This is a genomic window from Buttiauxella warmboldiae (assembly GCF_003818135.1).
Classification (GTDB): Bacteria; Pseudomonadota; Gammaproteobacteria; order Enterobacterales; family Enterobacteriaceae; genus Buttiauxella; species Buttiauxella warmboldiae.
Genome location: NZ_RPOH01000068.1, coordinates 1 through 23,666 on the forward strand (window position 1 = coordinate 1; position 23,666 = coordinate 23,666).

Annotated in this window: 24 protein-coding genes, 1 tRNA gene and 1 pseudogene; 13 read left to right on the forward strand and 13 right to left on the reverse strand. The window is 53.1% G+C overall.

Features of this window, described 5'->3' with window-relative positions; genetic code table 11:
* The first annotated feature begins 53 nt into the window (after positions 1-53).
* Positions 54-500 (forward strand): DUF441 domain-containing protein, encoded by a 447-nt coding sequence (locus tag EHN07_RS15520; protein WP_124025005.1) that lies wholly within the window; start codon positions 54-56, stop codon positions 498-500.
* 3 nt (positions 501-503) lie between these two features.
* Here EHN07_RS15520 and EHN07_RS15525 read toward each other — a convergent pair whose 3' ends face one another.
* Positions 504-1,292, reverse strand: a complete 789-nt coding sequence (locus tag EHN07_RS15525; protein ID WP_124024964.1) for an AraC family transcriptional regulator — start codon at positions 1,290-1,292, stop codon at positions 504-506.
* A 97-nt stretch (positions 1,293-1,389) separates the two neighbouring features.
* Between EHN07_RS15525 and EHN07_RS15530 the strand changes: the two genes are divergently transcribed.
* Positions 1,390-2,595: a CynX/NimT family MFS transporter gene (locus EHN07_RS15530; RefSeq protein ID WP_124024965.1), complete on the forward strand. Its 1,206-nt coding sequence runs from the start codon at positions 1,390-1,392 to the stop codon at positions 2,593-2,595.
* A gap of 100 nt (positions 2,596-2,695) precedes the next feature.
* The gene (locus tag EHN07_RS15535; RefSeq protein ID WP_124024966.1) at positions 2,696-3,199 is read left to right on the forward strand and encodes a 2-thiouracil desulfurase family protein; all 504 of its coding nucleotides are present in this window, start codon (positions 2,696-2,698) and stop codon (positions 3,197-3,199) included.
* Between the two features lie 57 nt (positions 3,200-3,256).
* Here EHN07_RS15535 and EHN07_RS15540 read toward each other — a convergent pair whose 3' ends face one another.
* The 3 genes from EHN07_RS15540 to cspE form a co-directional block, all read right to left on the reverse strand.
* Positions 3,257-3,562, reverse strand: a complete 306-nt coding sequence (locus tag EHN07_RS15540) for a hypothetical protein (RefSeq protein ID WP_124024967.1) — start codon at positions 3,560-3,562, stop codon at positions 3,257-3,259.
* 174 nt (positions 3,563-3,736) lie between these two features.
* The gene (locus tag EHN07_RS15545; RefSeq protein ID WP_124024968.1) at positions 3,737-3,895 is read right to left on the reverse strand and encodes a YqaE/Pmp3 family membrane protein; all 159 of its coding nucleotides are present in this window, start codon (positions 3,893-3,895) and stop codon (positions 3,737-3,739) included.
* Positions 3,896-4,178: 283 nt separating this feature from the next.
* On the reverse strand, positions 4,179-4,388 hold the full coding sequence (cspE, locus tag EHN07_RS15550; protein ID WP_034456078.1) for a transcription antiterminator/RNA stability regulator CspE: 210 nt from the start codon (positions 4,386-4,388) through the stop codon (positions 4,179-4,181).
* 419 nt (positions 4,389-4,807) lie between these two features.
* On the opposite strand from cspE, the gene EHN07_RS15560 reads away from it, so the two are divergent.
* Positions 4,808-5,050 carry a DinI-like family protein gene (locus tag EHN07_RS15560; RefSeq protein WP_124024970.1) on the forward strand — a complete coding sequence of 81 codons (243 nt, stop codon included), beginning with the start codon at positions 4,808-4,810 and terminating at the stop codon, positions 5,048-5,050.
* 275 nt (positions 5,051-5,325) lie between these two features.
* On the opposite strand, the gene EHN07_RS15565 is transcribed toward EHN07_RS15560, so the two are convergent.
* Positions 5,326-5,401, reverse strand: a tRNA-Thr gene (locus EHN07_RS15565).
* A 465-nt stretch (positions 5,402-5,866) separates the two neighbouring features.
* Between EHN07_RS15565 and EHN07_RS20540 the strand changes: the two genes are divergently transcribed.
* Complete coding sequence (locus EHN07_RS20540) at positions 5,867-6,235, forward strand: hypothetical protein (protein WP_208647001.1); 369 nt, start codon at positions 5,867-5,869, stop codon at positions 6,233-6,235.
* A 656-nt stretch (positions 6,236-6,891) separates the two neighbouring features.
* Here EHN07_RS20540 and icd read toward each other — a convergent pair.
* Complete coding sequence (gene icd, locus EHN07_RS15575) at positions 6,892-8,142, reverse strand: NADP-dependent isocitrate dehydrogenase (protein ID WP_124024971.1); 1,251 nt, start codon at positions 8,140-8,142, stop codon at positions 6,892-6,894.
* Between the two features lie 133 nt (positions 8,143-8,275).
* On the opposite strand from icd, the gene rluE reads away from it, so the two are divergent.
* The 8 genes and pseudogenes from rluE to EHN07_RS15615 all read left to right on the forward strand — a co-directional run bounded on the left by rluE (position 8,276) and on the right by EHN07_RS15615 (position 16,087).
* Positions 8,276-8,908 (forward strand): 23S rRNA pseudouridine(2457) synthase RluE, encoded by a 633-nt coding sequence (gene rluE, locus EHN07_RS15580; protein ID WP_124024972.1) that lies wholly within the window; start codon positions 8,276-8,278, stop codon positions 8,906-8,908.
* 42 nt (positions 8,909-8,950) lie between these two features.
* Positions 8,951-9,400: an NUDIX hydrolase gene (locus EHN07_RS15585; RefSeq protein WP_124024973.1), complete on the forward strand. Its 450-nt coding sequence runs from the start codon at positions 8,951-8,953 to the stop codon at positions 9,398-9,400.
* 67 nt (positions 9,401-9,467) lie between these two features.
* Complete coding sequence (gene mnmA, locus EHN07_RS15590) at positions 9,468-10,574, forward strand: tRNA 2-thiouridine(34) synthase MnmA (protein WP_124024974.1); 1,107 nt, start codon at positions 9,468-9,470, stop codon at positions 10,572-10,574.
* 35 nt (positions 10,575-10,609) lie between these two features.
* Positions 10,610-11,239 carry a high frequency lysogenization protein HflD gene (gene hflD, locus EHN07_RS15595; RefSeq protein WP_124024975.1) on the forward strand — a complete coding sequence of 210 codons (630 nt, stop codon included), beginning with the start codon at positions 10,610-10,612 and terminating at the stop codon, positions 11,237-11,239.
* Between the two features lie 21 nt (positions 11,240-11,260).
* Entirely contained in the window at positions 11,261-12,631 is a 1,371-nt protein-coding gene (gene purB, locus EHN07_RS15600; protein ID WP_124024976.1) for an adenylosuccinate lyase, read from the forward strand.
* A 121-nt stretch (positions 12,632-12,752) separates the two neighbouring features.
* A complete protein-coding gene (gene phoP / locus EHN07_RS15605; protein WP_124024977.1) occupies positions 12,753-13,424 on the forward strand; it encodes a two-component system response regulator PhoP in 672 nt (223 codons plus the stop codon).
* Positions 13,424-14,892, forward strand: a pseudogene (phoQ, locus tag EHN07_RS15610) (two-component system sensor histidine kinase PhoQ). The gene phoP and the pseudogene phoQ overlap by 1 nt, the downstream one beginning before the upstream one ends.
* A gap of 73 nt (positions 14,893-14,965) precedes the next feature.
* Complete coding sequence (locus tag EHN07_RS15615; protein ID WP_124024978.1) at positions 14,966-16,087, forward strand: ribosomal protein uL16 3-hydroxylase; 1,122 nt, start codon at positions 14,966-14,968, stop codon at positions 16,085-16,087.
* A gap of 112 nt (positions 16,088-16,199) precedes the next feature.
* On the opposite strand, the gene EHN07_RS15620 is transcribed toward EHN07_RS15615, so the two are convergent.
* The 7 genes from EHN07_RS15620 to EHN07_RS15650 form a co-directional block, all read right to left on the reverse strand.
* Positions 16,200-17,447 carry an MDR family MFS transporter gene (locus EHN07_RS15620; protein ID WP_124024979.1) on the reverse strand — a complete coding sequence of 416 codons (1,248 nt, stop codon included), beginning with the start codon at positions 17,445-17,447 and terminating at the stop codon, positions 16,200-16,202.
* Between the two features lie 11 nt (positions 17,448-17,458).
* Positions 17,459-18,220: a siderophore ABC transporter ATP-binding protein EitC gene (gene eitC, locus EHN07_RS15625; protein ID WP_124024980.1), complete on the reverse strand. Its 762-nt coding sequence runs from the start codon at positions 18,218-18,220 to the stop codon at positions 17,459-17,461.
* Entirely contained in the window at positions 18,220-19,257 is a 1,038-nt protein-coding gene (locus EHN07_RS15630) for a FecCD family ABC transporter permease (RefSeq protein ID WP_124024981.1), read from the reverse strand. The genes eitC and EHN07_RS15630 overlap by 1 nt, the downstream gene beginning before the upstream one ends.
* Positions 19,254-20,255: a siderophore ABC transporter substrate-binding protein EitA gene (gene eitA, locus EHN07_RS15635; RefSeq protein ID WP_124024982.1), complete on the reverse strand. Its 1,002-nt coding sequence runs from the start codon at positions 20,253-20,255 to the stop codon at positions 19,254-19,256. The genes EHN07_RS15630 and eitA overlap by 4 nt, the downstream gene beginning before the upstream one ends.
* Positions 20,256-20,569: 314 nt before the next feature.
* On the reverse strand, positions 20,570-21,529 hold the full coding sequence (locus EHN07_RS15640; RefSeq protein ID WP_124024983.1) for a YbgA family protein: 960 nt from the start codon (positions 21,527-21,529) through the stop codon (positions 20,570-20,572).
* Positions 21,530-21,789: 260 nt separating this feature from the next.
* Complete coding sequence (locus EHN07_RS15645; RefSeq protein ID WP_124024984.1) at positions 21,790-22,518, reverse strand: MerR family transcriptional regulator; 729 nt, start codon at positions 22,516-22,518, stop codon at positions 21,790-21,792.
* Positions 22,519-22,658: 140 nt separating this feature from the next.
* Complete coding sequence (locus tag EHN07_RS15650) at positions 22,659-23,666, reverse strand: FecCD family ABC transporter permease (RefSeq protein ID WP_124025007.1); 1,008 nt, start codon at positions 23,664-23,666, stop codon at positions 22,659-22,661.

A 23,666-nucleotide genomic window follows, 5' to 3' on the forward strand; every position in this document is an offset into this window, starting at 1 on the left:
TTCTTTGTCAGCAATCTCAGTTTTCTCTTTATCTTTCGCAAGGAACCAACATGATCTTCGACTCAACGCTATTGATTCTTCTCGCGCTCGCCGGACTGGGATTTGTCAGCCATAACACCACCGTTGCGGTATCCATTCTGGTGCTGATTATTGTCCGCGTGACGCCGCTGAGCCATCTCTTCCCGTGGATTGAAAAACAGGGGCTGACGGTGGGAATTATTATTCTGACTATTGGCGTCATGGCGCCGATTGCCAGCGGCACCCTGCCTGCCAGCACGCTTCTGCACTCGTTTACCAACTGGAAATCGCTGGTTGCAATGGTGGTGGGCATTTTTGTTTCCTGGCTTGGCGGACGCGGCGTTACGCTAATGAACAGCCAGCCGGGTTTAGTTGCCGGTCTTTTAGTCGGCACCGTATTGGGCGTGGCGTTATTTCGCGGCGTGCCTGTTGGGCCGCTTATCGCCGCCGGGCTTGTTTCACTCGTGATCGGGAAACAGTAGCGGCTAACGCGGTTCGAGCGATGCCAGATAGCGCCCTGGGGTGTTGCCGAGCGCTTTCTTAAACATGGTGATAAAGGCGTTGGTCGAGTCATAACCCAGCTCGCTTGCCACCTGCTGTACCGACGAACCGCCGATCAATAACCGTAGCGCGATAATTAACTGCAGCTGTTGCCGCCAGCGCCGAAAACCCAGCCCGGTCTCTTTCACCACCAGACGAGCAAGATTACGTTCGCTCATCGCCAGCTGCGAGGCCCACTGTTGCAGGGTCTGGCGCTGCTGCGGATCCTGCGCCAGCCGTGCGGCGATAAAGCGAATCTTAGGATGCCCCGATATCGGTAAATGCAGCGGCTCTACTGCCTGACGCGGTAATTCATCAAATAAAACCTGAATCAGCCTTTGGGTGGCAGGCTGCGATAAATCGCCTTCATTCTGTTGCGCCAGATGCAGAATAAGCTCGCGTACCAGCGGTGAAATTCTCAGCGTGCAGCATTGCGCTGGCATAGCCACCGCGCCCGGCTCAATAAACAGAAAACAGAGCCGCGCGTTAGCCGTGGCGCGGTTGCTGTGAGGCATTGCGCCGGGAACCCACACCGCATGCTGAGTTGGCACCATCCACAATGCCCGTTCGACCTCACAGGTAATCCCGCCGTGCAGCGCCAGGATCAGCTGCCCTTTCCGGTGCTGATGGAAAGCTATTTCATTCTCGCTTTCCGACACCAGTATGCGAAATGCCTGCGCGGGCTGGCGACTGCTGTCGGGGTCGAATCCTTCAAGGGTTAAACCGCGATCCATAACTTTGTCCGATTTTAGGGATAGGCTGGCATTTTACGCTGATTTGTTACATTACCAAAACCTGTATCCTGAGCGCATCGTAGCAAGGAATATTTTTATGACTTCAATTTCCACCGCTGGCCTGAAAAAGCATGGCCTGCTGCTGATTGGCATTTTAATGATTGCCACCACGCTGCGCGTGACGTTTACCGGCGCGGCACCGCTGCTGGATATGATCCGCGACGCCTTTGGATTAACGACGGCGCAAACCGGCATTCTAACCACCCTTCCCCTGCTGGCATTTGCGCTGGTTTCTCCTCTGGCGGCAGGTATCGCCCGTCGCTTCGGTATTGAGCGCAGTCTGTTTGCCGCCATGCTGATTATCTGCGCGGGGATTGCGCTGCGCTCCGCGGGGAATATCGCCTTGCTGTATCTCGGCACCGCCGTTATTGGCTGCGCGATTGCGATGGGAAATGTGCTATTGCCGGGCCTGATCAAGCGTGATTTTCCAGGACAGGTGGCACGCCTCACCGGGGCATATTCCCTGACGATGGGCGTTGCCGCGGCTAGCGGGTCGATGATGGTCGTCCCCGTAGCGCTGCATGGCTATGGCTGGGCCGGCGCGCTGATGGCGCTGATGATCTTCCCGCTGTTGGCCTTGCTGATCTGGTTGCCGCAGTTATCGAATCACACCACCGCCACGCTTAGCAGCAATAAAGCGTTGCATAGTCGTGGCATCTGGACTTCGGCGCTGGCCTGGCAGGTCACCCTGTTTTTAGGGCTTAACTCACTAATTTATTATGTGGTGATTGGCTGGCTACCTTCGATACTTATCAGCCACGGCTTTAGTGAAGCACAGGCTGGCTCATTGCATGGGCTGATGCAGCTGGCCACCGCCGCACCTGGTCTGCTGATTGGTTTGGTGCTAAGTCGCCTGAAAGATCAGCGTGGCATTGCGGTGGTTATGGCATTACTCTGCGCGCTGAGCGCCATCGGTCTGCTATTGATGCCGGAACTTGCCAGCCTCTGGGTGGTGATATTTGGTTTTGGAACCGGGGCCACGATGATTCTCGGGCTGACGTTTATCGGTTTGCGGGCCAATAGCGCCCACCAGGCAGCAGCGCTGTCAGGAATGGCACAGTCCGTGGGATATTTACTGGCCGCTTTCGGCCCGCCGGTGATGGGTAAAGTTCACGATATTTCTGGTCAATGGAGCCTGCCACTGCTGGGATGCGCAGCGCTGGCATGCGTGATGGCGATATTCGGCAGCTTCGCCGGACGCAATACCGAGATCGGTCCGGCACCTTCCTGCCGCGGTTCGTGATTAACCCTGCGCCGCAATGAGCGGCGCCCAAAATTAGCAGGGTGGCACCAGCGCAATACACTGTTGTCACGTACTTTCTCCCCCACTTTTGCGTAATGAGATGAAAACAAAAATACTGGTCAGTGCCTGCCTGATGGGCTTTAAAGTTCGCTATAACGGTCAAGATAAACCGCTGATTGCAGAGGTGTTAGAACGCTGGCAGCAAGAGCAACGCTTGGTCGTTCATTGCCCGGAGTTAGCCGCAGGTCTTGCAACGCCACGACTCCCGGCAGAGTTGGTCGGTGGCGGCGGTCAGGAAGCGCTAAATGGCATGGCAACCATTCTGGAAAGTGATGGGACGGACGTCAGTCAGCACTATTTATTAGCCGCATGGCTTGCGTTAAAAACCGCACAAGATTCCGGGTGCCAGCTGGCTTTAATGACGGATGGCAGCCCTACCTGTGGCAGTCAGAAAATTTATGATGGCTCTTTTCAGGGGGTAACGCAGCCCAGGATGGGCGTTGCAGCCGCATTGTTGCGACAGCACGGTATCGAAGTTTATGCGGAAACTGAACTCGTCACACTGATTGCCAGAGTCGACGAGCTAGATAAGGCTAATAGCTGATAGTCGTGAATGAAGGCAAGGGCTGCGAATAGCTCACCTGCTCTGCCCTCATACTCTTTAATAAACCACCTGCGCTTCATCAACCTCAGGCAATAATGTCTTATCCAGTGGTATAAGATACTCGCCGCGAACAAAGGTATAACCTTCGCGGCCATCAAATGCCACGACATTGCCCGTTACCAGCCACAGCGGATAATTCGCATCATGTGGGAGTTGTGTCACCACACCGGTTACCGGGTTCAAAAAGCTTTCACCCGGCTCACACAGCCCAAAAAGCTCAACTGATTTACCCACATTCACACGCCCGGCGGCAGTACGGGAACCAATAATTATTGCCAGCATTCCGGGTGTTAGTTGCAGCATAAAGCGACTCTGTTGTTTATTAAAGAATAGGCTATATCAGAACATTCTTAGATGAAAATGTAAACAGGCCGCTTTTTAATGCCACGCATAACGCTGATGCTACGGTCGGGTAAGGCCATATGCTGGGTGAATTAATTGGCCGCACAGTGCAGGGTTAAGCCCAACACTGAGTTTTTAATCGCGAGTTTGCACCCAGAACGCATGGATTAAACCTGGGATATAACCCAACAACGTCAGAACGATATTTAAAAGAAATGCCCAACCGAATCCTTTGCCTAACAAAACGCCGAGCGGTGGTAAAATAATCGTCAAAACAATACGCCAAAAACCCATAAAAAAACTCCAGTTATTAATACCATAGAGGCTGAAAATAAAGATATCTCACTAGTAGCATAGTTCACTTAGCGTAAATCTGGTACCGGTGCACGGTTAATTAATGTAAAGAACCAGAGTGCCCATACAAATAATATGATTCTGATTTTAAAAATAAAAAGAGGATGTTTGGCGGATTTTAGATAACAAAAAACCCGCACATGGCGGGTTTATTCACTGTGGCTTAACGGCTCAGGTTGTTCACCTTCTTCGCATGCGTCAGTCGCAGTATGCGTTAGCAGTCTTACAGAGCAACAACGTTAGTTGCTGATGGACCTTTAGCGCCGTTCTCAACAGAGAACTCAACTTTCTGACCTTCGTCCAGAGTTTTGAAATCATTGCTCTGAATGGCAGAGAAGTGAACGAACACATCTTTGCTACCATTGTCAGGAGTGATGAAACCGAAACCTTTTTCTGGGTTAAACCATTTTACTAAACCAGTCATTTTAGACATAGATACTTCCTCAATATTTTATAGCCATTTAATATGGCGAACGTGGTCTGTATTGCAGAACGTTTCTTATTTAGGCGCTTAGGAGGAGACTCACGAAGAAGGGTATCTGATGACTTGATAACGCTTGAACTGAGGACTGCTTTACTAAAACTGCTTTCATAAGGTCTGTCTTCCAAACCGATGACGCATTTACTCATACTGGCGTTTTGGAAGCAAGAATTATTTTCAAATAATAATTTTCTCATCCAGACGACACGGTGCAAACGTGGTGCGATTGGCATAATGCAGGGTTGACCCGCTGCTGGCCGTTAGCCACGCTGAGTAACAGCCCTGCCTGCCTTATTTCAACAGCTCCACTTGCCTTAAATGCAGAGATTTATTACTGTACATAAATACAGCCCTCAAAAAGAGACGTACTTATGTTCGTTGAACTGGTTTACGACAAACGCAATGTAGCGGGCCTGCCCGGCGCAAATGAAAAGATTCTTGCAGAATTGACCCGTCGGGTTCAGGTCATTTTCCCCGACGCTGAAGTCAGGGTAAAACCAATGCAAACCAATGCAGTTAACAGTGACTGCACAAAGAATGAAAAAGAAAAAATCAACCGGCTGGTTGAAGAGATGTTCGATGAAGCGGATTTCTGGCTGGTTTGCGAAGAGTAAACAAAAAACGAGCGCAGTCGATAAAAACGTGGCTATTGCAGGCTTCAACACCTGCTATTATCGGCATCACTCAGGGTCAGGTGTCTTGCAAACAGGTCGGGCAATAATGAGAAAAACAACCGTAGTATTAATAGCCGTGGCAATTGTGGTTTGGCTTGCGAGCCAGCAAGGCTGGATCTAACAGCTAAAAAGGAAGCGCTATCAGCAACCCGCCTTCCTTTTTGCCGAAATACCGACGAAAAAAAACCACCTGAAAGGTGGTTTTTTTTCAAATATGGTGCCGACTACCGGAATCGAACTGGTGACCTACTGATTACAAGTCAGTTGCTCTACCTACTGAGCTAAGTCGGCGTGGAGAACATCCTACACAAAGCCGTTACGCTATGCAATTCCCTGCGAATCGTTCGCTTAAAAATTCAACTTATTGCTATTAAATCAACCAGTCACGGCGCAACAATCTTTATTTTGCTTAAATTTCGACTCATTAATTGCACTCTCAGCCAACCTTCAGCGCTCCCCTTCCCACTCTCTTTTGCGCTTCCCGAAAATTCCGCCCTGACCTGCACTGAAATAAATATAGTAAACCGTATAATTATTACTCAGTACACTTCAGAACCGTTAACCAGCAGCGCTACCATCTTATCGATTACAGACCAAATACCGCAGCGTTTCTCCCTGGCGGGAGTTGTCGATTTATACAAAATCTGGCAATACATTACGCACTTAAAGCCTGTGCGAGTTATTTTTAAGCTTATTTAAGCTCGCGTACCAGATATGTTACCCTTGCCCTACAACCATTTCAAAATGAGGCATTTCATGAAACTCATTCTTTGCATTGGCCTGCTTGGCTTTGTTCAACTACCCGCTTTTGCCGCTACCGCAACCCGGCTTTCCTGTTCTTTGCGCGAAAATGTGGTGATCTCAAGGTTTGCCCATAGCCTTTCGACAATGAAATGGGACGACCATTTCCTGGTAGCATCCGGAATAAAGCAAAGCAGAACAAAAAGCGATATTCCTTTCCGCATCACCCGCTTTCAGAACGGTGACGACCTGGTTTTCTTTCCGCAAAAACAGCAGTACTTCTTGCTTTATTCCGGTAACCCGCAGCCTGACAGATGTATTGTGCAGGGGACCAGTACCTATCAAGTTACTCAATTACCGCGCTATGAAAAACCAGAAGTTTAAAGCGGGTTACCCCAGCTGAATTATTCCCCCGGGGCGGGGTTTTCTGAATATGTTCAGCTTTAAGCCGCCTTTTAGTAACTATTTTCTCAGGCAGCCATATCCTGAAATATTTAGCCAGAATAAAACCAGCAAAAACCTCACCCGGCGGGCGAGTCGTTTCCCTAATTCAAATTTTATCTTTATTTATGCTGCCGCTACCCGTAAACCCCAGTAGCTACGCATCACGACTCTGAGTATGTCTTTTGTCACTCTCAGCCTTGAACAGTGACCAAACGCAATGAGATCAAAGGTGTTTTTGACTGCTGTTACTCTTACGCTCCACCAGCTCCCCATGTAAAACAACCAGTTCATTTAACCTCCCTGATACAAAATGACACACAAAGACAGTGGTTTTATAACACAGGAATTTAGGTTAAATCCACATTTAGGTTAAGGTCGGGTTGACTCTGAATAGCCAAAACGTCATCCGGCTGCACGCTGATGGATGCGCTCGCCAGAGGAAGAACAGACCGATCGCTACAACGACGATCGAGGAAAGACTGGAAGAGAGTAGTGGTAAAAAAATTTAAAAAAACATTGGCTTGGGGAAGGACTACTGCGAAGGCAGAAAAAACGGGAGCACCAGGCTCCCGCTTTGAAATCAGCAGTATCGCTAATTACATATGTTCGATCATTGCGTCGCCAAACTCTGAACATTTCAGCAGCTTAGCGCCTTCCATCAGGCGTTCGAAATCGTAAGTGACGGTTTTAGCGTTAATCGCACCGCTCATACCTTTAACAATTAAATCAGCCGCTTCGAACCATTCCATATGACGCAGCATCATTTCCGCAGACAGGATGATAGAACCCGGGTTCACTTTATCCTGGCCTGCATATTTAGGTGCAGTGCCGTGGGTGGCTTCGAACAGGGCGCACTCATCACCGATGTTCGCACCCGGCGCGATGCCGATACCGCCAACCTGGGCTGCCAGGGCGTCGGAGATGTAGTCACCGTTCAGGTTCATACAGGCAATAACGTCATACTCCGCCGGGCGCAGCAGGATCTGCTGCAGGAAGGCATCGGCGATCACATCTTTAACAACGATTTCTTTGCCGGTATTAGGGTTTTTCAGCTTCACCCACGGGCCGCCATCAATCAGCTCGCCGCCGAACTCTTCACGCGCCAGCTGGTAGCCCCAGTCTTTGAAAGCGCCTTCGGTAAACTTCATGATGTTGCCTTTGTGAACCAGAGTCACGGAATCACGGTCGTTGGTGATAGCGTATTCAATGGCTGCTCGCACCAGGCGTTTGGTGCCTTCTTCGGAACACGGCTTGATGCCGATACCGCAATGTTCAGGGAAACGAATTTTCGTCACGCCCATTTCATCGCGCAGGAATTTGATGACTTTTTCCGCTTCAGCGCTGTCAGCCTTCCACTCGATACCCGCATAAATATCTTCTGAGTTTTCACGGAAGATAACCATGTTGGTCAGTTCAGGGTGTTTAACCGGGCTTGGCGTGCCCTGGTAGTAACGCACCGGACGCAGGCAGACGTACAGGTCGAGCTGCTGACGCAGCGCCACGTTCAGGGAACGAATACCGCCGCCAACGGGAGTGGTCAGTGGCCCTTTAATCGCCACACGGTAATCACGAATCAGATCCAGAGTCTCTTCAGGCAGCCAGACATCCTGGCCGTAAAGTTGGGTAGATTTTTCACCGGTATAGATTTCCATCCAGGAAATTTTCCGCTCGCCTTTGTAGACTTTCTGCACGGCGGCATCAACCACTTTGATCATCGCTGGCGTCACGTCCACACCGATACCATCACCTTCAATAAAAGGAATGATTGGGTTGTGAGGAACGTTCAGTTTGCCATCTTGCAGGGTGATCTTCTTACCTTCCGCCGGAACAACTACTTTGCTTTCCATTAACCTCTCCTTCGAGCGCTTCTTTTTGTTAATGATTTGTAATGTGCGTGTCAATACTACTTGAATATCAGGCCCGCGCCAATCACTGGTGATTTCCGTTATAATGCGTTAATCCCTGACGTCTGAAAACACTATGAACAAAACTTCTTTTAGAAATCCAGTAGTTAACCGATTCAGCCCGCGCCGTCCAGCGAAAAAGCCTGCGGCAAACGCGCCAAAGCGGCTGGTTATCTTCAATAAACCGTACGACGTGCTGCCGCAGTTCACCGATGAAGCAGGCCGCAGCACGCTGAAAGATTACATCCCGTTACCCGGAATTTATGCGGCGGGCCGCCTGGATCGCGACAGCGAAGGCTTACTGGTGCTGACCAACGATGGCGCTTTACAGGCCAGGCTGACGCAGCCGGGTAAAGGTACCGGTAAAATTTATTTCGTGCAGGTTGAAGGCGCACCAACGGAAGAAGCGCTCGAATCACTGCGCAACGGCGTGACGTTAAACGACGGCCCTACTCTGCCTGCGGGAGCGGAATTAGTTGAAGAGCCGGAGTGGATTTGGGCGCGTAACCCGCCGATTCGCAAGCGCAAAGCGATACCCACCAGCTGGCTGAAAATCACATTATATGAAGGGCGTAATCGCCAGGTACGGCGAATGACCGCGCATGTGGGTTACCCAACGCTACGCCTGGTTCGTTATGCTATGGGCCCCCTGGAGCTGAGTGATTTAGCGCCTGGTGAATGGCGGGAAATCCCGATAGATACGCTGTGAAACGGTCTCGCTTATCGATGTTCAAGCCAATAAGGAAAGCCGATGTTTAAACCGCACGTGACCGTCGCCTGCGTAGTCCAGGCGCAGGGAAAGTTTTTAGTCGTTGAAGAGACCATTAATGGCAAAGCCTTATGGAATCAGCCTGCCGGCCATCTTGAAGCGGACGAAACGCTGGTTGAGGCAGCCAGCCGTGAGCTGTATGAAGAGACCGGTATTCGCGCGCTGCCACAAACTTTTATCCGGCTGCATCAGTGGATAGCGCCGGATAACACGCCGTTCCTGCGTTTTCTGTTCGCCATCGATCTGCCAGAACCGCTTCCCACCACGCCGCACGACAGCGATATCGATCGTTGCTTATGGCTGGATGCGCAGCAAATTATTAACGCCGGGAATTTACGTTCGCCGCTGGTCGCCGAAAGCATTCGCTGCTACCAGCACGCTGAGCGTTATCCGCTCAGTATCGTCGGCGCATTTAACTGGCCATTGAGTTAGGGGTGATAGCGGCCAGGATGCGTGCTAGAATACGTCGCCTTTAAGTTCAATGTCGTGAGTGACTCCAATGTCTGAAAGCCCCAAAAAAGTGATCGTCGGCATGTCCGGCGGTGTCGATTCCTCCGTTTCCGCTTACCTGTTGCAGCAACAGGGTTATCAAGTGGAAGGCCTGTTCATGAAGAACTGGGAAGAGGACGATGGCGAGGAGTATTGCACCGCAGCGGCCGATTTAGCCGATGCGCAGGCCGTTTGCGACAGGCTCGGCATTGAACTGCATACCGTAAACTTTGCCGCAGAATACTGGGATAACGTCTTTGAACACTTTCTGGAAGAGTACAAAGCCGGGCGCACCCCGAATCCGGATATTCTGTGCAATAAAGAGATCAAATTTAAAGCCTTCCTCGAATTTGCCGCCGAAGATTTAGGTGCCGATTACATCGCCACCGGCCACTACGTGCGTCGCGAGGACGTGGATGGCAAAAGCCGCCTGCTGCGTGGCTTAGACAACAATAAAGATCAAAGCTACTTCCTCTACACCCTGGGCCATGAGCAGATCGCGCAAAGCCTGTTCCCGGTGGGTGAGCTGGAAAAACCGGAGGTGCGCCGCATCGCCGAAGAGCTGGATTTGATCACCGCGAAGAAAAAAGACTCCACCGGCATCTGTTTTATCGGCGAGCGTAAATTCCGCGAATTCCTCGGGCGTTATCTACCTGCGCAGCCGGGCAAAATTATCACCGTTGAGGGTGAAACCATTGGCGAGCACCAGGGCCTGATGTACCACACGCTGGGTCAGCGTAAAGGTCTGGGTATCGGCGGCACCAAAGAAGGCAGCGAAGATCCATGGTATGTGGTCGATAAAGATGTTGAAAACAACATCCTGGTAGTCGCGCAAGGCCACGATCACCCGCGCCTGATGTCGGTTGGTTTAATTGCACAACAGCTGCACTGGGTTGACCGTGTCCCCCTGAGCGAACCGTTGAAATGCACGGTAAAAACTCGTTATCGCCAGGCCGATCTGCCATGCGTGATAGTACCGCTGGATGCAGACCGCATTGAAGTTCGCTTTGATGAACCGGTTGCGGCCGTCACCCCTGGCCAGTCTGCCGTGTTCTATCACGGTGAAGTGTGCCTCGGCGGCGGCGTGATTGAGCAGCGCCTGCCGCTGGTTGTTTAAGCAAAAATTTAACCGCAAACAAGGACGAATACCCGGTGGCCAAAAATTACTATGACATCACCATTGCCCTGGCAGGGATCTGTCAGTCTGCCCGTCTGGTTCAGCAATTGGCTCATCAGGGGCATTGCGATAACGATGCGCTGCATGTTTCGTTAAATAGCGTTATCGACCAGAATCCAGGCTCGACGCTGGACGTGTTTGGCGGCGATGAAGCCAATCTGAAACTCGGCCTGGAAACCTTGCTGGGCGTGTTGAACGCCGGCAATCGCCAGGGCTTGAATGCTGAGCTGACGCGCTATACGTTGAGCCTGATGGTGCTGGAGCGTAAGCTCCATGGCAGCAAAGGCGCAATGGACAAACTCGGCGCAAGCATTGCCGGGTTGCAGCGCCAGCTGGAGCATTTCGATCTCGAATCCGACACGCTACTTAGCGCCATGGCCGGGATTTATGTGGATGTTATCAGCCCGTTAGGCCCTCGCATTCAGGTCACCGGCTCCCCTGCCGTGCTGCAAAGCCCGCAGGTGCAAAGTAAAGTCCGCGCCTCGCTGCTGGCCGGTATTCGTGCCGCCGTGTTGTGGCACCAGGTCGGCGGTGGCCGCCTGCAGTTAATGTTTTCTCGTAGTCGCCTGTGTGCTCAGGCCAAACAAATTCTTGCTCACTGTTAATCTCTTTCGGAGTTGTAACTTATGGAATTATCCTCACTGACCGCCGTTTCCCCCGTTGATGGACGTTACGGCGACAAAGTCAGCGCTCTGCGCGCTATTTTCAGCGAATTTGGCCTGCTGAAATTCCGCGTACAAGTCGAAGTGCGTTGGTTGCAAAAACTGGCCACGCACCCAGCGATCAAGGAAGTTCCTGCTTTTGACGCAGACGCAAACGGTTACCTGGATAAAATTGTTGCCGAATTCAGTGAAGAAGATGCCGCGCGCATCAAAACCATTGAACGCACCACCAACCACGACGTAAAAGCGGTTGAATACTTCCTGAAAGAGAAAGTGGCGGCCATCCCTGCTCTGCACGCGGTCTCTGAATTTATTCACTTCGCCTGTACCTCTGAAGACATCAACAACTTGTCTCATGCGCTGATGCTGCAAACCGCACGCCAGGACGTGGTATTGCCTTACTGGCGTAAAGTTATTGACGCGGTGAAAGATCTGTCGATTCAGTACCGTGATATCCCACTGCTTTCCCGTACGCACGGCCAGCCTGCAACCCCATCAACTATGGGTAAAGAGATGGCAAACGTGGCATACCGTATGGAACGCCAGTTCCGCCAGTTAGAAAAAGTGGAGATTCTGGGTAAAATCAACGGCGCGGTAGGCAACTATAACGCGCATATGGTGGCCTACCCGGAAGTTGACTGGCACTCGTTCAGCGAAGAGTTTGTGACTTCTCTGGGCATCCAGTGGAACCCTTACACCACGCAGATCGAGCCGCATGATTACATCGCGGAGCTGTTCGATTGCATCGCACGCTTCAATACCATCCTGATCGACTTCGATCGTGATGTTTGGGGCTATATCGCGCTCAATCACTTCAAACAGAAAACTATCGCCGGCGAAATTGGCTCATCCACCATGCCGCATAAAGTTAACCCTATCGACTTCGAAAACTCCGAAGGCAACCTGGGTCTGTCCAACGCGATGCTGCAACATCTGGCGAGCAAACTGCCGGTCTCCCGCTGGCAGCGCGACCTGACGGACTCCACCGTGCTGCGTAACCTGGGCGTGGGGATTGGCTATGCGCTGATTGCTTACCAGTCCACCCTGAAAGGCGTAAGCAAGCTGGAAGTGAACCGCGACCGCCTGCTGGCCGAGCTGGATCTCAACTGGGAAGTTCTTGCGGAACCTATTCAAACGGTGATGCGCCGCTACGGTATTGAAAAACCATATGAAAAGCTAAAAGAGCTGACCCGTGGTAAACGCGTGGATGCCGAAGGCATGAAGCAGTTTATCGACAGCCTTGAGTTGCCGGAAGAAGAGAAAACCCGTCTGAAACAGATGACTCCGGCAAACTATATCGGCCGCGCCATCACGCTGGTTGACGAGTTAAAATAATTCCCTCAACGCCACCCTCAGCGGTGGCGTTTTTCATTCCCGTTTGTTTACTCACAGTTTATGTCCTCTCACTGATAATTAGCATTAAACTAACAATGTCATCAATATCTGAGGAAATACGATGCGTGTTTTGGTTGTGGAAGATAATGCTCTGTTACGTCATCACCTCCAGGTCCAGCTGCGTGAATCCGGCCATCAGGTTGATGCTGCCGAAGATACGAAAGAAGCAGACTATTTCCTGAGTGAACATACCCCCGATATTGCCATTGTCGATTTAGGCCTGCCCGATGAAGATGGCCTGAGCCTGATTCGCCGCTGGCGCAGCCACAGCATCACCATCCCAATCCTGGTGCTCACCGCGCGTGAAGGCTGGCAGGATAAAGTCGAAGTGCTGGGCGCGGGCGCCGATGACTATGTGACTAAGCCATTCCATCTGGAAGAAGTGATTGCCCGTATGCAGGTTTTAATGCGTCGCAACAGCGGCCTCGCCTCCCAGGTGATTTCGCTGCCGCCTTTCAAGGTGGATTTGTCACGCCGCGAACTGCTGATCAATGAGAACGCGATCAGGCTGACCGCCTTTGAGTACACCATTATCGAAACGCTGATCCGCAATAATGGCAAGGTGGTAAGCAAAGATTCGCTCATGCTCCAGCTTTATCCAGATGCCGAACTGCGCGAAAGCCACACCATTGATGTATTAATGGGGCGTCTGCGTAAGAAAATACTGGTTGAATATCCCCATGAAGCTATCACCACGGTGCGTGGTCAGGGCTATCGTTTCGACCTGCGTTAATGATGAAATTCCTTCAGCACTTTTTACCGTTACCTTTATCGTTACGGGCACGCTTTTTATTCGCTACCACCGTCGTGGTGATGGTGCTCTCGCTGGCTTACGGCGTGGTGGCATTGGTGGGTTACAACATCAGTTTTGATAAAACAACTTTTCGTTTGCTGCGCGGAGAGAGCAACCTGCTTTATACCCTGGCAACTTATGAAAATGGGCAAATTAATGTGGTGCTTCCCGCCAATTTCCACCTGAAAACGCCGACCATGGCCCTGATCTACGATGATAAGGGCAACCTGATGTGGGCGCAGCGCGATCTGCCCCATATAGTGCAGCAGATAAAAAAAGAGTGGCTCGCCCACAATGGGTTTCACGATCTGGAGGAGAATTTCGCTACCAGCAACGCATTACTGGCTAACGATGAACAGCTCCAGCACCAGCTAAAAGATTTTTATGATGGCGATTATAGCTATGACGTCAGCCACTCCGTTGCGGTGAATAAATACCCGGCAATGGGGAAAATGCCCGCCTTAACCATCGTAGTCATTGATACTATTCCCTGGGAATTAAAACGTACCTATACGGTATGGAGTATGTTTATCAGCGTGTTCCTCGCCAACCTGCTGTTAGTGATACCGTTACTTTGGGTTGCCGCACGCTGGAGCCTGCGTCCTATAGAAGCGCTGGCGCAGGAGGTTCGGGAGCTGGAAAAACACGACCGCGACAGCCTGAACCCTGAAACCACCCGCGAGCTGACCAGCCTGGTAAGTAACCTGAACCGCCTGCTGCGCACCGAGCGCGACCGTTATGATAAATATCGCACCACGCTGACCGACTTAACCCACAGCCTGAAAACCCCGCTGGCGGTATTACAGAGCACGCTGCGTTCACTGCGTACCCATAAACTGGATATTGAAACCGCCGAACCCGTTATGCTGGAGCAAATCAGCCGTATTTCTCAGCAAATCGGTTATTACCTGCACCGCGCCAATATGCGCGGCGACAGCCCCTTTATCAGCCATGAGCTTCACCCGGTGGCACCGCTACTCGACAGCCTCTGTTCGGCACTTAATAAGGTTTATCAACGCAAAGGCGTCGCTATTACGCTGGATATCTCGCCGGAAATCACCTTTATGGGCGAGAAAAACGACTTTATGGAAGTGATGGGTAACGTGCTGGACAACGCCTGTAAATATTGCCTTGAGTTTGTTGAGATCTCAGGCCAGCAGCGGGATGACACGCTGCATTTGATCGTTGAGGACGACGGCCCGGCATTCCGGAAAGCAAGCGCAGCCTGGTGTTTGACCGCGGACAGCGGGCCGATACGCTGCGCCCGGGCCAGGGCGTGGGCTTATCCGTGGCCCGTGAAATCGTGGAGCAATACGACGGCAAGATCCAAACCGCCACCAGCGAGCTTGGTGGCGCATATATAGAAGTGATTTTTGCACGTCAGCGTCCAGAGCGCGCAGAAGATTAAAAAATACTCCCGTCACGCAGGGCCCCATCCGTTATAATCCTCGGCAGGCTCCTTTCACCTGCCGGATAATAATATGGACTATCAACTCGATCTCAACTGGCCCGATTTTATCGCGAACTACTGGCAAAAACGCCCGGTAGTTTTAACACGCGGCTTCAAAAACTTTATCGACCCTATCTCCCCGGATGAACTGGCAGGCCTTGCCATGGAAAACGAGGTGGACAGCCGCCTGGTAAGCCATAACAACGGCAAATGGCAGGTCAGCCACGGCCCGTTCCAGAGCTACGATCATCTGGGGGAAAACAACTGGTCGTTACTGGTTCAGGCCGTTAACCACTGGCATGAGCAAAGCGCGCGCTTAATGCGCCCGTTCCGGGCGTTACCGGACTGGCGCATCGACGATCTGATGATCTCATTCTCGGTTCCCGGCGGCGGCGTTGGCCCACACTTTGACCAGTATGACGTGTTTATTATTCAGGGCGTTGGCCGCCGTCGCTGGCGGGTTGGGGAAAAAGCGGCCCTGAAACAGCACTGCCCGCACCCGGATTTACTGCAGGTGGACCCCTTCGATGCCATCATTGATGAAGAGCTGGAGCCGGGCGATATTCTCTATATCCCACCGGGTTTCCCGCACGAAGGCTACTCGCTGGAAAACTCGATGAACTATTCCGTTGGGTTCCGCGCGCCAAGCGGTCGCGAGTTGATCAGCGGCTTTGCTGACTACGTGTTGCAGCGCGAATTGGGCAGCAAGCGTTATACCGACCCTGATGTGCCGGCACGCCAGCACCCGGCGGATGTGCTGCCACAGGAACTGGACGCATTGCGCGATATGATGCTGGAGATTATCAACCAGCCAGAGCATTTCAAAAGCTGGTTCGGTGAGTTTGTTTCCCAGTCGCGTCACGAACTGGACGTTGCGCCGCCGGAGCCGCCGTATCAGCCGGATGAGATTTACGATGCCCTGAAACAGGGGGATGCCATTACCCGTTTAGGTGGGCTGCGGGTTCTGCGCATTGCCGATGAGATCTACGTTAACGGCGAGAAAATTGACAGCCCGCACCGCCCGGCGCTTGAGGCACTGGCAAGCAATATCACGCTGAAAGCCGAGATGTTCGGTGACGCGCTGGAAGATCCGTCGTTCCTGGCAATGCTCGCCGCGCTGGTCAACAGCGGTTATTGGTATTTCGAGGATTAATGCCTTCTCTCGCCTTCTGCGCCACTTACGGCTGAGAAGGCGAATGCCCTGCTGCCGGGCGAGATACTCCGCATCCCGTTGAAACAGCCGTCAAGTGAAGCCGTGCAGACACTCAGGCTCTGGTTATCAGCGATATCTGTAACCGGCGGCAAATTACAGCCAGGGCCACGGCACTGCAGAGCGGAAACACCGCCAGCAGCAGCCAGGGATAAATCGCCTGCGTAGAAGGTATCAGCGCGTGGTCCAGAAAACTGCCAAACAACAAATTCCCCGCCAGCACCGCGCATCCACCCGCGGTCGCTAGCGCGCCGTAGTGTGCGCCCAGCGTAGATTCCTCAGCAAACAGCGGGATCAGATCCTTTGCCGCTGGCACCAGTAGCATTTGGCCTAACGTTAAGAGCGTGACGAAGCACAGCGAAGGCGCTAATCGCAGCCAGCCTTCCGCTGGCGGTGTCGAGGCAAACAAGGCAACGCTTGCAAATGAGGCAGAGAGCAACAAGAAGCCCAGCGGTAAGATCCTGGCGGCCCCCGCGCGTCGGGCAACGCGCGCAAGGGGAAGCTGGAATGCAATTATCAATACCGAAGCCAATATAAAGAGCGGCGCTAAATCTTTCTCGCTGCCGCCTGAACGCTGGATCTCCACCGGCAGTGCGAGATAAAGCTGGTTGTAGCTCAAAAGCCACGAGCTATAGGCAATAATAAAGGCGACAAAGCGCGGCTGGCGGAATGTGGTCCACCAGGGAGGAATTTTTAATGCCTGTTTTCTGTGATGCGCCTCAGGCAGAGAGAAATACAGCACTACTAACGAGACAAGAAATACGCCGGCTCCCGCCAGAGCGATCTGGCGAAAGCCGATCCCCGTCAGCAGCGCGCCTGCGACCGGGCCGATGACCGCGCCAAGTTCACCGCAAACCGAAAATAACGCAAACCACTCCGCACGGCTGCGCTTTCCGCGAACCTCGCTTTGCGTACCGGCTTTAGCCAGCAAGGCTTCAATAGATGGAGAAAACAGCGCGCCGCCGATACCCGTCAGGCATGCCCCCAGGATGATGGGCCACAGTGATTGCCCAAACGCCAGCAGAAGATAGCCCGCGACCCGAATGATGCAGCCGCACAGGATAATCACCTTCGCGCCAAACTGGTCGGAGAGCGCGCCGCCAACGATAAACATCCCCTGCTGGGAGAAAGTGCGCAGACCCAGAATCAGTCCGATAATCCCGCCGGAGAGCAGCATGTCGTCGCGCAAGAATATGGCGAGGAAAGGAACGACCGCATAGAAGCCAATATTAAAAACAAACTGGCTACCCAGTAAAACGGGCGTCCAGAGCGCGGTGGCCGGGCGTAGTGAGAACAGAGACATGCGACCCAAACCTAAACGAGGAAATAAATATGCTTTTTGCCATGATACCTTGAAGTCTCAATTTTGGTTTTCACCCGGAAAACGTCCCACAGGAGATCCTCGGATAAAATATCCTGAGGTGTTCCGGTAGCGACGATCTTTCCCTGCTGCATCACAATCAGCGAATCGCAGAACATCGAGGCATGGTTAAGATCGTGAATCGCCACCAGGCTGGTCAGCGGCAATTGGCCGATCAGATGCATTAACTGCATTTGATGGTGAATGTCCAGGTGGTTGGTGGGCTCATCAAGCAGGATTTCTGTGGGCGTTTGCGCCAGCGCGCGGGCAATTTGCACCCGCTGGCGTTCCCCGCCGGACAGACTCAGCCAGCCCTGGTCACTTTTTTCCAGCATATTTACCGTTTGCAGCGCAGCGGTGACAGCTTCGTCATCGTGGGTGCTCCAGTTAGAAAAGGGCGAATGATGTGGAATACGCCCGAGTTTTACCACATCGCGTACGCGCATATTGGCGTCGGTCATGCCGTGTTGTTCAACAAAGGCGACCCGACGGGCAAACTGCTTTTTAGCCATACGGGCAATGTTTTGCCCCTCCAGCGTCACGCTACCGGTATCCGGACGGCGTAAGCCCGCAAGAATGCGCAAAAGCGAAGATTTACCACAGCCGTTGGGACCGAGCAACCCTACCGTTTCACCACGAGAAATGTTCAGCGAAACGTCATTGACGATGACCTTTTTACCCACCTTCCAGGTAATATTTTCAGCGGTGATACTCATCACTTATTCCTTGAACGGTAGATAATCACGGCAAAGAAAGGCACGCCGACCAGCGCCGTCACCACGCCAACGGGAAGGCTTTGCGGCGCAATCAGTAAACGCGACGCAATATCCGCCAGCACCATCAGGATCGCCCCGGCCAGCGCGCTGGCAATAAGTAACGTGCGATGCAGCGGGCCGAACAGGAAGCGCATCACATGCGGAACCACCAGCCCGACAAAGCCGATCGAACCCGCCATGCTGACGATAGTGGCCGTGATAAGCGCGGTGGTGGTGAAGAGGATCAGACGTACCCTGGGAACGGAGATGCCCAGCGACGCGGCTGCGTCATCGCCAAAGGTAAAGGCATCCAGCGCCCGGGAATAGTAAAGGCAAACCGCGAGGCCAATCAGTACCACCACCAGCACCAGCTGGAATTCAGGCCATCTTACCCCGCTAAAGCTGCCCAGCAGCCAGAACATGACATCGCGAGCCTGCTGCGCGCTGGCGGAGGTGCTGATGGTATAGGCCGTGATGGCGTTAAACAGTTGAGAAGCGGCAACGCCCGCCAGAATGGTGCGTTCAGTGCCTCCGCGTGCGCCGTTGGTTAAAAAGGCGACAAAGGCAAAGGTTGCGAACGCCCCGGCAAATGCGCCCGCAGACAGGGATACCGCACCGGTGCCGATCCCCAGGACCACAACCGCCACCGCGCCGGTTGATGCCCCCGCAGAGACCCCAAGCACGTAGGGTTCTGCCAGCGCATTCTTTAACAGGCTCTGCAATACCGCGCCGCAGATAGCCAGGCCGGCACCGCAGCATGCCGCCACCAGCGCACGGCTCAGGCGAAAGTCCCAAATCACGCTTTCATAGATGCGGTTGAGTGGAACCTCAGTTAGCCCAATTTTATTGCTAATAGCGTAAAAAATATTTTGCAGCGGGATCGAAAGCTCCCCCACGCTGACGCCAACGGCAATGGTCAGGAACAACAGCACGATTGACAGCAAACACGAGCCGGTCAGGAACAGTCTCTGCTGAGACTGAATTACCGCGCTGGTCATTCGTTCAGCCCCATTTTTCTGAGCTGCTCACCGATCTGCTCAGCGCCGTAGAGGGTACGGATAGTCGGGTTCATCGCCTGCCCGTCCATGATCACAATATGGCCTTTTTTCACCGCCTCTAACTGGCTAACGGCCGGATCGCTTTTCAGGAATTTGATTTTTTCTTCTGCGTTATCAAGAGCCCAACGGTTACGATCCAGGCTTGAGACCACAATCACATCCGGGTTCGCCGCGATAATGCTTTCCCAGCCCACCGTAGGCCACTCGGTTTCGGAGGTGATGGCATTATGTCCTCCCAGGACATTGGCAATAAATCCGGAGGCGCTGTTTTTGCCGCCTACGTAAGCGTCAGCAGAAGGGGATGAGCTGGAGAACCAGAACACAAACGACAGATCTTTTTTGTTGTTGCTGAATGCTGCGCGCAGGGCAGCTTCACGTTTTTTAAAATCGGCGATCAGCGCTTCGCCACGCGGCTGCACGTTGAAGATGGTGGCGAAATCAGCAATCTCTTTATAGAGATACGTCATATCCCATAGTTTTTGACGGCTGCCGTACATATCACCGGCGGCTTTTTTGGTGGCGCACATGCCCGGTGACAAATAGCCGTTTACGCCAACGGTTGCCAGGTCTTCGCGTTTCGCGACCTTACTTTCTGGCCCCAGTAACAGCGGCAGCTGCGCGGGAACAAAATCAGGGTTTTGCGCAAGAATGGATTCCAGAGTGGGGATTTCTACCGTCAGCGTGTTGATTTTTGCATTCTGTTCAGCCAGCTGCGGCAACACTTTAGTTGGCCAAAACGCACTGGCGATAACATTTTTTTGCAGCCCCAGCAGCAGTAAGATCTCGACGGTATTCTGGCCCAGGGCCACGACGCGCTCGGGCGCTTTGGCAAACGTCTCTTGATATCCGCAGTTTTCAATGGTCAGAGGATATGTTGTTGCCAGAGCAGAACCTACTGATGCGAACATCATACCGAACGCGCAGATGACCTTTTTCATTAAACGCTACCCTTCATTAAGTTATTGCCGACGATGGTGTCATATTTTTATATGCAAATGAAAATCATTATTAAGGCGGGGTTTTATACAACGCAATATATTTAGTGTCAACGTGAGCCCATAGAAGCGGTAAGCGCAGGCAATTGCATAGAGAGGTGGGTTGATCTGTCGTAGTCTCGTGCTGCTTTCTGGAAGGTTCAAAAGAGTGCTTCCCGCAGGCGTCAAGGTCTGTAGCGGATGTAGGAACGTGAACTGGGTGCAACCACAAGTTTAAGTCAGCCCAACCTCAGGGCTGACTTACTCGTTATCGGTGGTTAATTAACCGCCAGGCGCAAGGCTAAATTATCGGGATAGGGGTCGAAATAGTTCTGCGTTAACAGGTAGCGATCCGGGTATTCCGCCAGATAGTGCTTCAGCAGCGTTAAGGGGGCGAGTATCGGCAGCAGCCCGGCGCGATAGTGGAGGATCACATCACGCAGTTCACCGCGCTGACGGGGATTCAACCGCTCCCGGAAATAGCCCTGAATATGCATCAGCACATTGGTGTGATTTTTGCGCGAAGCCGGCTGCTTCAGGATCGCCATCAGTTTTTCGCGATAGGCCCCGAAGAAGGCGTCCAGATCTTGCCATTCATGCAGCGAGGCAACGAACGGCCCGATTTCACGGTAGCCCGCCTGATGGTGCGCCAGCAGCTGTAGCTTGTAGCGGCTGTGGAAATCCAGCAGCGCGTGGCGGCTCAGACCGTTGGCCCGTATTGTATTAAGCTCATGCAGGGCAAAAACGCGCTCGACAAAGTTTTCACGCAGCGCCGGATCGTGCAGGCGGCCATCTTCTTCAACCGGCAGCCAGGGGTACTTTTCCAGCAGCGCTCCGGTGAACAGCCCCACCCCCTCTTTGCGCCCGCGATTGCCTTTTTCGTCGTACAGCCGCACGCGCTCCATGCCGCAGCTCGGCGATTTAGCGCAGACGATAAACCCTGACAGTTCGCTCAGACGTGGAAGATACCCGGCGGCGAACTCCGCCATTTTCTGGGTAACATCCTCGTGCGGGGCATGGCTGAAACGCATCCGTCTATCCCCTTCGGTGGTTTGCACCAGACGCAACGCCGGGCGAGGAACCGGCAGGCCGATGGCCATCTCCGGGCACACGGGCTTAAAGGTCACCCACCGTGCCAGCCCATCCATCACAAAGCCCATCCGTTTATGTCCGCCGTCAAACCGCACGGCCGAGCCGGTTAAACATCCGCTGATCCCAATGACGGGTTGAGTGTTCATGGCGCTATCCTCTTTGCTGCGTTTTACGGATGAAGAAAAAATCACCCTTGCGGTGAACAACGTACCCTGATGGCATACTTAAAACCTATACAACTATTTTAATTTGTACAAGTTTAAGAGGCTATATATTTTATTAATGATTAATTTCATCCTGTTAGAGGAGTCTGTTTTGTGCAGTTACTTTTCACATCGACCATAGGCAGGCACGCCACCGGGAGGGTGGCGCGGCAGAAAAACAGAATCGGGTATGGTAAACGGAATTACAGAGGAATAACGTCGAGGGAAATGCCCTGCTGCTGCCAGAGATCTATCTGCTTTTTGCGCGCGGCGGTGAGTTTGCCGCTAGTGACCAGCAGCCATTTACGCTCCGGGAAGATTTCCGGAGCCAGGATCGCGGGCAGCCCGGGGAGCACGTCAATGCGCAGCCCCTGCCCGGTGCGCCTGAGCGCTTCAAGCCAGATTTCGCAGGGGTCAGTCAGGTGCCAGCCGGTAATCAGGGCGTTATCGCCCGGCGCTTTTTTATCCCCTTCAAGGCAAAACGACGTGTAGGAGATAATGATGCCGTCGAGAATTTCACGCAGCGTCATCATGGCTGGAACGTTGGCCGAGACTTTACCGCGCAGCGGACGCAGCACCTCTGTGACCAGTTCCGGGCGAGGATATTCGCGGCCAGAGTCGTAAATCAGCTGGCGCAGGGATTCGATTTTTCCCTCTTTCAGCCGTTGCAGCAGGGTTTCCTGCAGGGTGAGCCAGTGGTTAGCCCGCCGCGCGCCAGGACGAGCAAGCAGCGGTTTAACCTGGCTGACGGGCACTCCTTTTTTCACCCAGTCGAGAATTTTTAGCGCCTGCTGGATATCGTCCTCACTGTACTGGCGATGCCCGCCGTCGGTACGCTGCGGTTTCAGCAGGCCATAACGACGCTGCCAGGCGCGAAGCGTGGTTGCGTTAATCCCGCAAAGCCGGGCAAATTCGCCGATGGAGTAAGACATAACGGACACCTGAAGACCAAGAATGCGCTCAATATACTACGAATAACGCCAGGTTGAACGGCGTGCAGGATGCTTGCAACCCTATCAATCGGCAATCGCGTACCTTTCCCGGGAATGCCTCCGCACTGCGGCAAATTGTTTTATCGCGAACTGCGGGAGATAAGAAATAAAAATACCGGGACCCCGAGCATCGCGGTCAGAATACCAACGGGTAATTCACGCGGTGCAAAAAGAGTACGGGCTAGCGTATCGGCCAGAACGGTAAAAATAGCGCCGCAAAGGATAGACGCAGGCAACAGCGAACGATGGCGGTGACCGATAAACAGGCGTGCGATATGAGGCACGGTCAGCCCAATAAAACCTACTGCGCCACAGCATGCCACCACAACCGCCGTTAATAAGGTCAGCAGGCAGTACATGGCAAGTTTGATGGTGCCAACTTCGACACCGAGCGACGCCGCCGTCACGTTACCGAACATCAGCACGTCCAGCTCTACTGCCCGCCACCAGCAAAGCAAAAATATCGGCAACAGCACCAGGGCGCAAAGCAGTACCTGTAGCCAGGACGCCTGGGCAAAGCTTCCTAGCAGCCAGAACATCACCCCTCGCGTGGTATCAGCGTCTGTTTTCCAGAGCGTCGTTAATGATGTCGCCGCAGAGAAAAGCTGTGTCACGGCCACTCCGGTCAGGATAAATCGGCTGGACTGGCCGGATAGCGATTGACGCGCCATGAACAGCACCAGCGTAAAAGCCAGCATCGCGCCGCAGAACGCCCCGACGGGCACCGCGGCCCAGCCCGCGCTAAGACCAAGCGCAATGACCAGTACCGCACCTAATCCCGCACCGGATGAAATGCCCAGCACCCAGGGATCGGCAAGGGGATTGCGTGTTAATGACTGCAGAACCGTTCCGGCCAGCGCCAGCGCGGCGCCTGCCAGCGCGGCAAGCAAGGTGCGCGGCATGCGCAGAGACCAGACGATCCGCTGGTGAAGCGTGCCCTCCGTATCGCTATGCCAGTAGCCTGCCAGGACGGCATTTGTCACTTCCCGGATGGAAAAGGTCACCGGCCCATACATTATGGCAACGCAAAGCGCCAGCATCAGCGCCGGCAGCAGCATGGAAAGGCGAAAAACAGCAGAACGCAGCAT